The 11,555-nt window shown below is 65.3% G+C and carries 9 protein-coding genes and 1 pseudogene; 4 read left to right on the top strand and 6 right to left on the bottom strand.

Going from position 1 to position 11,555, the window contains the following annotated elements:
* Nucleotides 1-241 precede the first annotated feature (241 nt).
* A complete protein-coding gene (locus ABH922_RS03950) occupies nt 242-910 on the top strand; it encodes a hypothetical protein (protein WP_424805683.1) in 669 nt (222 codons plus the stop codon).
* 276 nt (nt 911-1,186) lie between these two features.
* Here the strand turns inward: ABH922_RS03950 and egtD are convergent.
* The 4 genes and pseudogenes from egtD to egtA all read right to left on the bottom strand — a co-directional run bounded on the left by egtD (nt 1,187) and on the right by egtA (nt 5,419).
* Nucleotides 1,187-2,159: pseudogene (egtD, locus tag ABH922_RS03945) on the bottom strand (L-histidine N(alpha)-methyltransferase).
* Nucleotides 2,156-2,902, bottom strand: a complete 747-nt coding sequence (gene egtC / locus ABH922_RS03940; RefSeq protein WP_424805682.1) for an ergothioneine biosynthesis protein EgtC — start codon at nt 2,900-2,902, stop codon at nt 2,156-2,158. The pseudogene egtD and the gene egtC overlap by 4 nt, the downstream one beginning before the upstream one ends.
* A 1-nt stretch (nt 2,903) precedes the next feature.
* On the bottom strand, nt 2,904-4,211 hold the full coding sequence (gene egtB, locus ABH922_RS03935; RefSeq protein ID WP_424805681.1) for an ergothioneine biosynthesis protein EgtB: 1,308 nt from the start codon (nt 4,209-4,211) through the stop codon (nt 2,904-2,906).
* Complete coding sequence (gene egtA, locus ABH922_RS03930; RefSeq protein ID WP_424805680.1) at nt 4,208-5,419, bottom strand: ergothioneine biosynthesis glutamate--cysteine ligase EgtA; 1,212 nt, start codon at nt 5,417-5,419, stop codon at nt 4,208-4,210. Before egtA ends, egtB begins: the two co-directional genes overlap by 4 nt.
* A 200-nt stretch (nt 5,420-5,619) precedes the next feature.
* Here egtA and ABH922_RS03925 point away from each other — a divergent pair, with 200 nt between their 5' ends.
* Entirely contained in the window at nt 5,620-6,795 is a 1,176-nt protein-coding gene (locus ABH922_RS03925) for an aminotransferase class V-fold PLP-dependent enzyme (protein ID WP_424805679.1), read from the top strand.
* A 57-nt stretch (nt 6,796-6,852) separates the two neighbouring features.
* Here ABH922_RS03925 and ABH922_RS03920 read toward each other — a convergent pair whose 3' ends face one another.
* Nucleotides 6,853-8,010, bottom strand: coding sequence for a GAF domain-containing protein (locus ABH922_RS03920; protein WP_424809558.1), 1,158 nt, complete (start codon nt 8,008-8,010; stop codon nt 6,853-6,855).
* A 350-nt stretch (nt 8,011-8,360) separates the two neighbouring features.
* Here ABH922_RS03920 and ABH922_RS03915 point away from each other — a divergent pair, with 350 nt between their 5' ends.
* Nucleotides 8,361-8,951 (top strand): 50S ribosomal protein L25/general stress protein Ctc, encoded by a 591-nt coding sequence (locus tag ABH922_RS03915; protein ID WP_424805678.1) that lies wholly within the window; start codon nt 8,361-8,363, stop codon nt 8,949-8,951.
* Between the two features lie 116 nt (nt 8,952-9,067).
* Nucleotides 9,068-9,640 carry an aminoacyl-tRNA hydrolase gene (pth, locus tag ABH922_RS03910; protein ID WP_424805677.1) on the top strand — a complete coding sequence of 191 codons (573 nt, stop codon included), beginning with the start codon at nt 9,068-9,070 and terminating at the stop codon, nt 9,638-9,640.
* Nucleotides 9,641-9,650: 10 nt separating this feature from the next.
* On the opposite strand, the gene ABH922_RS03905 is transcribed toward pth, so the two are convergent.
* Nucleotides 9,651-11,285: a fatty acyl-AMP ligase gene (locus ABH922_RS03905; RefSeq protein ID WP_424805676.1), complete on the bottom strand. Its 1,635-nt coding sequence runs from the start codon at nt 11,283-11,285 to the stop codon at nt 9,651-9,653.
* Nucleotides 11,286-11,555: the final 270 nt, after the last annotated feature.

The following is an 11,555-nucleotide window of genomic DNA, read 5'->3' as shown; positions in this document are numbered from 1 at the left end:
CACGTGTTCACGATTTCGCGATCGTCGAATACGTGCCCTCCGGCGTTTCACGAGCGCAGTCGATCGTGGACGTGCGGGATCGAAAACAGACCACACGGTCGTCACGAAACCAATTGCGCGCCATGCAGATACCGACATTTAAAACAAATAACATGATTTTCGTCACGCTGAGCCGAAGAATCCCAGGTCGAAGTTGGACTGGTGTTCACCGCCACGCAATATTCGCCTAGTGTGGCTCGTCGTGATCGACGCGCAAACCCTGGAATCTCGACCAGAATCCCGACCTGAATCTCATTCCGTGAATTCAACCGTCCCGACGATCCGGCGGTGGCGCCCGGGATCGTGTGTCTGGTGCGGAGACGACGACGCGGTGGACATGTTCCGCAACGAACCTCGATGCGGGAAGTGTCGCGAGAACGAAGGCATCATCGACGATGCCAAACGCTTCCTCGGAATGTACGGCCTACGCCCGCTCGGCGGAACGCTGCAGTCCGACGACGACGAAGAGCGTGAGTACCGCGTCAATGCCCGTGAAGCACGCCGGGTGTTGAACGAGATCCGCATGGACGAACTGCCCGACGCCGCAGCTGTTCGCAAGGCGATCCGCCCGCGTGCTGCGACCGTGGTCGCCGACACGACCCAGAACACGTCGGCGCGCCCCGCAAGTGCGCCCAAGGCCACCCGCGTCGCCGCCCCGGTGAAAACCGACACGGTGGACATGGAGACGCTGCAGACACGCGTTCTGGGGCTACTGGATCAGCTCGGCTCCATCGACGAGCAGATCAAGGTCGCCGAGTTGGCCCAGGGGCTGCCCGCGCGCGCACGGCTCAGTGATCTGAACAAGCAACGCGCGACGATCCTGCGCACCTTGGCCGCTCTCGAAAAGGCACGGATCGCCGCGTCGAACTGATCTCGTTTGTCGGACCCACCTCGCGGCGAGGTCCACCTCACGGCCTTGCCTCCATCGTGCGGCAGGGCCGTTCTGCTGCAGCGATCGGACCGCTCGGTCTCCAATGCTGCACTCCGGGTGGCCAATCGGCGTGAGAGCACCGCCTGGCCGGACCGGTGAACTCCGAGCAATCGGTTGCGGTCCTGTCACCGCGCAGTCTTATCACCGGGCAGTGGACGTGCGGTGCCCAGATCGATCTGCCGGACCCGAGTTACCGGCGATGCACCTCTCTCGCGGTCATGCGCGCTCTGCGCACATCAGGGCGAATCGGGAGTCGGGGTCCGACCACGTCTTCCGCACACCGAAACCGCGCGGCCTCGAGTTCAGCCGAGATCCCGGTCTCGGTGAACTTCGCCGAGATCTCCGTGCGCAGTTGCTCACCGGAGTGGAACTCGACGTTCAGATTCAGATCTTCGACTCGTACCGACACCTCACGCGTTGCCTCGAGACGCATTTCGATCCACTCGTGTTCGGCGTCCCAGAGTGCTACGTGCCGGAACGCATCGAGGGGAAAGTTCGCACCGAGTTGACCGTTGAGTACCCGGAGGACGTTGAGGTTGAACTGCGCCGTCACCCCCGCCGCATCGTCGTAGGCCGGCACGAGTACAGCCGGGTCTGTCACCAACCCCACGCCCAGGATCAGATTCTCCCCCGGATCCAGGACACCGGCTATCGCCGAGAGGAAGTCCGCACGTTCGTCGGGGATCAGGTTACCGAGGGTACCGCCGAGAAATGCGATCGCGCGTCGACCGCCCGCAGGCAGATGATTCAGCGATCCGGTGAAGTCGCTGACCACCCCGGTGACCGCGACGCCGGGAAACTCCGATCCGATCTGCCTGGATGCACTCTCGAGTGCCGTAACCGAGACATCCTGTGGCACATAAGTTCGCAACGAGCCCTGAGTGGTCATCGCGTCGAGAAGCAGCCTGGTCTTCTCCGAAGAACCCGACCCCAGTTCGATCAGCACCTCGGGAGCGGTCAACGCGGCGATCTCGTCGGCGCAGTCGGCAAGCAGGGCTCGCTCGGTTCGGGTGGGATAATATTCCGGCAGTTCCGTGATGCGTTCGAAGAGTTCGCTGCCCCTGGCGTCGTAGAACCATTTGGGTGAAAGCCATTTCGGGTTCGACGTCAGTCCGGCGCGAGCGTCGGCGCGGAGGGCGTCGACCAGCTCGCCCGGTGTCAGGTATTCCTCGATCGTCGTGGTGCTCATGTTTCTCCCGTCAGGATCGCAGTGATACTCACGTGCCCCGGGCGCGCGCAGACCAGATGCCGGTCCGGCACCTGCTCCCATCCGGGTGAGTCGTCGAACGGTTCCGAAGCGACCACGGCGCGCGTGTCGTCGACGAGGACGTACAGACTGTGTCCCCATGCGCTCGCCCACAGCTCAGTGCCGTCGCTCAGCAGCAGGTTGAGTCGCGAATCAGGTGACGCCGCGGCCACGTCGCGAATCACACCGGTCAGAGCAGCCGCCACCGTTACCGACCGTAGGCGTCGGCAAACCAGCGTCCACAACCACACCGCGTCCGTGGGCGCCGACATCGCCAGGACGTCGACGGCGGGAATCTCTTCGGCCAGAGCCGAAACCGATCCAGGCCAGCCACGCACCGCACCGTTGTGACTGAAGGCGAAGCCACCGTCGAGGAACGGTGCACAGGCCCCCACCTCGACGGCCATCCCCTCGGTCGCAGAACGTACTGCAGCGACAACCGATCCGGAACGCACGTACGCCAACGTCTCGTCGACCGTCGGATCGGACCAGATCGGCGACACACTCCGGTATCGGCCGACATCGACGCGATCCCACCAGGCGACCCCGAAGCCGTCGGCGTTGATCGTTCCACCTCCGCGCATCTCGCGCGGCGCCCAGGACTGCGTCACCAGCGAATGAGTCCCGCCCACCAGCAGGTCACGCACCGAGGTGATCGGACCGATGTAACCGAGATGTCGACACACGTCACGATCTCTCTGATATCGTTCTTGCGCAACGGAAACCGGAGAATATCTGACGCCGGATCGGATGATCCCAGTTTCGAAATGTCGCCCTGGCGGCCACGCTGTCGGTCCCGAACGATCCACCGCGCAACATCTTGTAGTCGCCGCCGAAGAACACCTCCGAGTACTCACGGTAGGGAAATGCGCGGAAGCCCGGATAGGGGTGGAACCCGGAGGACGTCCACTCCCACACGTCACCTGTCATCTGATGCACTCCCGTGGCCGACGCTCCCGCCGGATACGCTCCCACCTCGGCAGGAGCGAGATGCCGTTGCCCCAGATTGGCCGTCGTCTCGTCGGGTTCGGCATCACCCCACGGGTATCGACGCGACCGCTGCTCGCGGGGATCCCAGCGCGCGGCCTTCTCCCACTCCGCCTCGCTGGGCAACCGCTTACCTGCCCACCGCGCGTATGCTTCGGCTTCGAAGTAACCGACGTGCACCACCGGTCGGCGCTCGTGGAGAGGTTCATCCAAGCCGAACACTCTTTGCCACCACCGTGATCCGTCGTACTCCCAGAACTGTGGCGCTCGCAGACCGGCCTCGACACGATGTCGCCACCCGGTCCGGGACCAGAGTTCGGGGCGCGAGTACCCGCCGTCGTCGACGAACTCGAGAAACTGCCCGTTGGTCACCGGGAATCGGTCGATGGCGAAGGTACCTACATTCACCACGTGTGCCCCCCGCTCGTTGTCGAGAGCCCAGGGTTCGTCGTCGGTGCCCATCAGAAACGGACCGGCCTCGATGGTCACCTCGTCGAGTTTGTGGACCCCGACAGCTGCAGGCGGTGGCAGTGCCACCAAGGCGGCAGGGCCGGAACGCAATTGGTGGGTTGCCAGCATCGTCTCGGCGTGTTGCTGCTCGTGCTGCGCGATCATGCCGAACGCGAAGCCGTCGACTTCGAGTTCGCGACCTTCGAAACGGACGTCCGCGAGCACGTCCCACACCTTCCCGCGGACGCTGCGCACATAGCGTCGCGCCTGCGTGGGATCGAGCAGTGGTAGGGCCGGCCGGGACGATCGCGAATGCTTGAAGGCGTCGTACAACTCGTCGATGTCCGGCCGGACGGCGACGCGGCCGCCGACGTCACGCACCAACCACAGCTCTTCCTGATTACCGATGTGTGCCAGGTCCCAGACCAGCGGACTCATCAACGGCGAATGCTGCGCGATCAACTCGCGGTCGTCGACGGAGTCGGTGAGCAGCATCGTCCGCTCCCGCGCCCGCTGCAGTACCGCCTCGATCGACTCTTTGGTGACCTGCCCTGTCATGCCGCGCCCTCCCCCGGTGCTACTCCCCGACAACATCGTTCGGCGGCGTCGTCGAGAATCCGTACGAAACCGGGATCGGGGGTGTACGACGCGGCGAGCGAGAGCAGCGACACCGCCGCCGAACGAAGCTCGAGATCGATCAATCCGTATTCCGCGGCGTCACGCCATCTTCCGGCCGTCGCACCCGCCGCCGCGGCTGCCTCACGCATCACAGCCGGTCCGGACAACAGCGCGTCCAGCGCGGCGATCGGAACCCGCCACAGATCGCCGGGCTGCGCGTCGAGGTAACGCACCTCGACGTGACCGTTCGCTCGGACCGGCGGAAACAACGTGGACAGATGATATTTCAGATCGTCACAGGTCGGCGATCTCCCGATCTCCTCGTCCAGGGCTCCGTCTATCCAATCGCCGAACGTACCGTCGCGGGGCGCAGTCCAGTCGTCCGAGCCGTTACGCACGCACAGCAGCGGCACGTCGAGCACCCACCGTGGGTAGTCCGCCGGGTCCGGCACCGCAACGGTTCGTCGTGGATCGAGTTCGAGCCAGGTGCGCATTCGCTGAGAAGCCCAGTCGCCGCGGGGGACTCCGGCCAGATGAGGCGAGCAGGCGAACGCTGCCGTCAACGCCGGGCCCATATCGGTGAGCAGACTCCATCGGCGGGCCACCGCATCGGCGCTGTTGCCGGCGTCGACGCTCACCTGGACGGCGGCGGTGTTGCACATCATCAGCAGCCCGTACGGGCCGATGCCGGAAAATCGGTCTTCCATCGCGCAGTAGCGCGGTAGTCGGAGAATCCGCTGGGCCGGACGGCGATCATCCGCGGCGGCTGATCGCATCCGAATCGATCGTGATGCCAGAAGTTCCGCCAGAACACGGCGGTCCGCTTCGAGAAACTCACATACTGCACCCGCCGAGGTGTACGGAGCGGACGACAGTTCGATCTGCCCGCCGGGTTCCACCGAGACCAGGCTGCCGCCCGGTAGCGGCCGAGCCGGGGAATCGTCGGCGATGCTAGTCGGTGCGTACGGCCCCAACGCCTGGGCAAGGTCGTCGAGGGCCGGTCTCGATCCCCCGGGGCCGGCCGTCGTCAGCCACTCGAGTTCGGCACCGATCAGGCGCGGTGGGCCGAGTTTGAAACACACCCCGCCGACGAACGCCTCGGCTGCCGGACGCGAATCCAGATGGGTGGAGCTCGGTGCGGTCGTCATTCGGTATCCCCTCGTGCGAACTCACGTCGTGCACTCGATGTTGCTGCGCTCGTCTCGGTGCTCAGCGCGTCAACCCCTTCACCCTTCTCGACCATAGAACGGACCTGCCCGACATGCACCCCCTGACGGGAAATCGGTGCCGAAAGTTTCATTGCGCACAGCAGTATGGTGGGAATTCCCCAAACCGGACGGAAGGTGCCATGTTCGATCTCGACGCGATCCGCCTCGACACTCCCGGCTCCCGGGACACGGTGTTTCTCGACAGCGCAGGCTCGTCCCTACCGCCGGAACAAGTCCTCACCACGATGATCACGCATGTGCGACGCGAGGCCGAAATCGGTGGATATCTCGCGGCGGCCGAGCAGACCTCCGCACTGGCATCGGTGCGGCATTCGGTGGCACGGGTGATCGGTGCGCAGGCCACCGACATCGCCTTGACCGAGAGCGCCACCCGGGCATGGAACGACTTCTTCGGCGCGGTGCCGCTCTGCGCCGGGGACCGAATCCTGATCTGCGGAGTCGAGTACGCCAGTAACGCGATAGCTGCGCTGCGCCGCGCCTCGTCCCTGGGTGTGAGCGTCGAGGTGGTCCCGAGCGACAACACCGGCCGGATCGATCTGGAGGCACTCGAGGATCTGATCGACGACCGAGTTCGACTGGTCTCGGTCGTCCACGTTCCGACCAACGGCGGGCTCGTCAATCCGGTACGCGAAGTGGTCGAACTGGCACACCTGCACGGGGCGTTGGTGCTGCTCGATGCCTGCCAGTCCGTCGGTCAGCTCTGCGTCGACGTGAACGACCTCGGCGTCGACGCGCTCAGTGCGACGGGACGCAAATGGCTACGGGCACCGCGGGGAACGGGATTCCTGTACATCCGGCCCGGCCTCCCCGACGCCGTGCAACCGGCCACCCTCGACCTGCGCGGCGCCGAGTGGACCGCACCGAACTCGTATGTTCCGGCAACCGATGCCACCCGATTCGAACTGTGGGAGACCAGTGTCGCCGCGCGCCTCGGGCTCGGCGCCGCAGCGGACTATCTCCTCGACATCGGTGTCGATGTCGCAGCCGAGCAGATTCGGGTACGAGCTGAACGACTCCGCATCGAACTGTCGTCGATGCGGGGGGTGTCGGTTCACGACCGGGGCGCTCCGCTGGCCGGAATCGTCTCGTTCACCGTCCACTGCCTACCTGCCACCGAGGTTCGCGATCGCCTTGCCGCCCAACGAATCACCGTGACCGTGAGCAACCGGAGCTCCACACTTGTGGACATGACGGCACGTGGACTCGACGCCGTGGTTCGCGCCTCTCCCCACTACTTCGTCGACGACGCCGACCTCGATACCTTCGTCGTTGCGGTGAGAGAACTGGCGAGCTGAGCGAAATCCCAGCCGAGCGAAAGACCCAGCCGAGCGAAGGTCAGAGCCGAACCGTGTTCACACCTGGGTCACTCGAACGCCGTCGGCGAACCGATAGGGCTGCGTCTGCAGAACCGCACCCAGATGCTTACGTAGCCGTGACACCTCGGCGCGTACTGCGACCACGTGTTCGCGGTCGCCGAAGAGCATCTCACTCAGGGCGGCAGCGTCCACACCGCTCGATCCCACGCTCGCCAACGCGCGCAGGATCTGTGCGTGACGCGGCGACAGCGGCCGCGTCCAGTTGGCGTCACCGCGGACGGTGACCTGGGGCGACGAGCCGAGAGCAAGTTCGAGCTCGATGATCGGGCCGCCCATACCGGTCCGAAGCAGCCATCCACCGCCCAGCGGTTCCGGCAGGCACATACCCAGCCCCGGCACGATGACCGGCTTACCGAGGACCGGGGCCGCCACCCGATCGGGGGCTGCGATACCACTCGCGCCCGCTACCCACCCGAACTCGTCGACCACCAATGTCGGGCCGGTACCTGCCGCGAACAGCGGGGCCGCCCGCGATCGCAGCCGCTCGAGTTGCTCACCGTGCTCACGCCACAGCGTCGCCTCGGCCAGACGCACTGCAGTACGCACCAGCGCGACGGTAGTCGGGTGCACGGACGCGGCGGATCCGCTGATGTCCACCACCCCCAGGATCTCGCCGGTCCGTGGATCGTGCACGGGGGAACCGGTACACGACCAGTTGTGATGGGCAGGCGCATAGTGCTCGGCCGAGAAGAGTTGCACCGCAGAGTCTTCGACCAGCGCCGTCCCTATCGCGTTGGTACCCACCGACTGCTCGGACCAGCGTGCCCCCTCGCTGAACCCCAGGGCGTCGGCTGCCCGCTTGACCGACCGCGCGCCCTCGCGCCACAGCAGCACACCATCGGCGTCGGCGACCACTACGATGAAATTCGCGTCCTCCGCCACTTCGGTGAGTGTGGTCCGTAGTTCCGGAAGCACGGCGCGCAAGGCCGTCCGACTGCGTCGGGACTCGAGCTCCGAGAAATCGGTAGGCGAGAATCCGTCACAATGATCGGGGCTCAACCCGCCTGCCGCCACCCTCGACCACGATCGGGCGACCACCGTGCGCGGTTGCGCGGGCGGTTCCTGGCCGGACAGGACGGCGTCGTGAACCCGGCTGAGCAGTCGAGCGTGCTGCGACAGGTCGGTTCCGGGCATCACAGCGCCCAGCCGACCGCTCTCCGGTGCGCTCCGTACGGATGTCACCCCCTCAGGCTACCGCGTGGAGTGTGACGCGAACCACGTCCGATCGATCGGACCGACAGCCGCCGGGATTAGCAGCAGCGCCCGAAATCCGGTAACGTGTCCCGAGTTGTCTCGGCGAGGGTGAGCAGCGATCGATGTCCGGACATAACGGGCACCACACGATCGCACGTTCACCGTGATCGACGCGGCTACGGCTCAGCTCGAGCGATTCGCTCCTGGCCGTGTGCGCGTCCGTCCTCGTCGGAGCGAAGAACCACACCAGTACCCGAGCACGCACCCGTGAGTTGTAGGAGCCGTTTCACATGTCTGAAGAGAACAACCTCGTCGCCGTCACCCGTACCGAATTCGGCAAGGGCGCAGCTCGCCGCGCACGCCGCGACGGCCAGGTCCCCGCGGTTCTGTACGGCCACGGCGAAGATCCCCGCCACCTCAACGTGCCGGCTCGCCAGTTCGCCGCCATCCTGCGCGCACACGGCACCAACGCGATCCTCACCCTCGACATCGAGGGCACCGAGCAGGTTGCACTGACCAAGTCGGTCGTCGTGCACCCCATCCGCAACTACATCGAGCACGCCGACCTCCTCGTCATCAAGAAGGGCGAGAAGGTCACCATCGACGTTCCCGTCGTCGTCGTCGGTGACGCAGCTCCGGGCACCATGGTCGCTCAGGACGCCGCCACCATCTCCCTCGAAGCCGACGCACTGCACATTCCCGAGTCGATCGAGGTTTCGGTCGAGGGCCTCGAGGTCGGTACTCAGATCCTCGCGAGCCAGCTCGAGCTGCCTGCAGGCTCGACCCTTCAGGCTGACGTCGACACGCTGATCGTCAACGTCGTCGCCGCAACCTCCGAGGCTTCCGAAGACGAAGCAGCCGAGGACGCCGCCGAGGCCTGATCCTCGAAGCGTTCCCCGCCGGACGGCGCGTCACTTCCGATTCCCGGAGGTGACGCGCCGTTTCCGCGTAGGAATCGTTTTCACCTCTGACAGCTTTGCCCGGAAGGAACACACCCGTGAGCACAGATACCGCCCTCGTGATCGGGCTCGGCAACCCCGGCACTCAATACGAGAAGACCCGGCACAACGTCGGCTTCATGGTAGCCGGCACACTCGCGGGCCGGATGGGGGGAAAGTTCAACGTGCACAAGAAAAGCGGAGCCGAGACAGTCGAAGGGCGACTGGCCGGCCGACGGGTGATCCTGGGTAAGCCGCGCTCCTACATGAATCTCTCCGGTGGCGCCGTTGCCGGGCTGGCCCGGTTCTTCTCTGTCGAGCCGGCAAACATCGTCGTAGTCCACGACGAACTCGATCTCGATTTCGGGACCATCCGGCTCAAGCTCGGTGGCGGTGAGGGCGGCCACAACGGTTTGCGTTCGATCTCGAGTTCCCTGACCACCAAGGACTATCTGCGCACCCGCGTCGGGATCGGCCGCCCGCCGGGCCGTCAGGACCCGGCGGACTACGTACTCAAGCCGTTCTCCACACCCGAACGCAAGGAACTCGACCTGGTCTGCGAGCAAGCAGCCGACGCGGTCGAACTACTCCTGCACCTGGGCCTCGAGGCAGCCCAGAACCGACTGCACTGATCTACCGCTGTCAGCGTCCGATCAGGGCGGCGGAATTGGCGCGGCGCAGCTTTCCGGACGAGGTCTTCGGGATACTTCCGGGGCCGAGTACTGCCACCACGCGCGGGCGCACACCGATGTCGGCCAGTACCGCGCGCACCACTTCCCTCTCGATACGCTTGACCTCGGCAGGATCCTCGTACGCGTTGGTCTCCACCGCGACGGCAAAACTCTCCCGCTTCTGACCGGCGTCCAACCGGATCGCGACGGCGTTGCCCGGCCGCACCCCGGTGATCGTGCCCGCGGCGCGTTCGATGTCAGTGGGATAGACGTTGCGTCCGCCCATGATGATGACGTCCTTGACCCGACCACAGATCACCACCAGGTCTTCTTCGGTGAAATACCCGACGTCTCCGGTGTCGAGCCACCCGTCGGCGTCCTGCGCGCTCACGTGGCCGTCGACGGTCACGTAGCCAGGGGTGACCGCTTTGCCACGCACCTCGATGATTCCCACTCCGCGCGCGGGTAGAACGTTTCGGTCTGCATCGACGACGCGCCCTTCCAGATCGTCGACCAGCTTTCCCAGAGTCGCGAGAGCACGCGCATTGGGCCGGTTCGACGGTACGGCGCGAGACATCGACTCGAGGAAGTCCGGGTCGACGTGGTCGAGAACCTGTCCCTTGCTCGGATCGGGAATCGACACTGCCAGTGTGGTTTCGGCCATGCCGTACACCGGCGCCAACGCCGTCGGATCGAGTCCGAAGCGCGCACCGGCCGCGGCGAGCGTGTTCATCGTCTCGGGATCCACGGGTTCGGCACCGTTCCACATGTACCGAACTCGCGAGAGATCGACCACTCCGTCGTCCGCTTGGGCAAGACGCCGCGCCAACAGCGAGTACGCGAAGTTCGGCGCGGCCGTCACGGTTCCGCCGTACTTGTCCATCAATTCCGCCCACAACATCGGGCTGCGCAGGAAGTCCATCGGCGTGATGCTGACGACTTCGGCGCCGACCTGCATGGGCACGGTCAGGAAGCCGACCATTCCCATGTCGTGGAAGAGCGGTAGCCAACTGACCATGACGTCGTCGTCGACCGAGAACTTGATCCGATTGATCATCGCGTAGGCGTTGGTGAAGAAGTTCTGATGCGTGATCTGTACCGCTTTGGGCGACCCGGTAGAGCCGGACGTCAACTGCTGCAACGCAATATCGGACTCTACCGTCTCCACCGGGTCGATTGCGGTACCCCGCCGAAGTTCGTCCACCGTCACCACGGTGATGCCCCGCTCTTCGAGAAGCGGCTTGGCCGCGTCGAACGGAGCCCCCAAGATCACGGCTTTCGCCGCGATCATCTCGATCACTGTCTCGGTGTCCTGCGCCCATACGGCAAGATCGGTACGGGGGGTCGGCTGGTGCAGCATCGTCACCGACGCGCCGCGCATCCACGTGGCCTGGCACGCCGGAGCAATGTCGACAGGTTGCCCGGCGAGTACGCCGATCGCGGCGCCGTGGTCGATGCCTGCCGCCGCAAGCCCACCCGCCATCCGACGGGCTTCGTCATGGATCTCACCCCAGCTCTGGCGAAGCGCGGTTTCGGGTTCCCCGGTCACCAGCCCTCGGTCGCTGACCAGTGCAGTCTCGTACATCTCGTCGGTAAACCTGCTCACAGCAACTCCTCGGAACATTCGGGTTTCCGTCACCACGGGCGTTCGAGCGCCGTCGGGGCGGACGTACACACAAAGTGATAATCAGAGACTGTTCGCCGAGTGTTACGGCCAGCCGGACGCCGAGTATCCTTGACCGGGTGTCTCGCGATACTCGACACACCCGAGAGCGCCAGCGCTCAGGCCCCCGACCTGCGCATCACCGCGCAATACCCACTGCGAGAGGTTCTTCGTTGACTACCCCGTCCGACGCGACAGTCCCCACCGAGCCGA

The organism is Rhodococcus sp. 27YEA15, assembly GCF_049739425.1.
In the GTDB taxonomy this organism is placed as follows: Bacteria; Actinomycetota; Actinomycetes; order Mycobacteriales; family Mycobacteriaceae; genus Rhodococcus_F.
The sequence above is the reverse complement of the archived record's forward strand: the minus strand, read 5'-3'. Positions and strand labels throughout refer to the sequence as shown.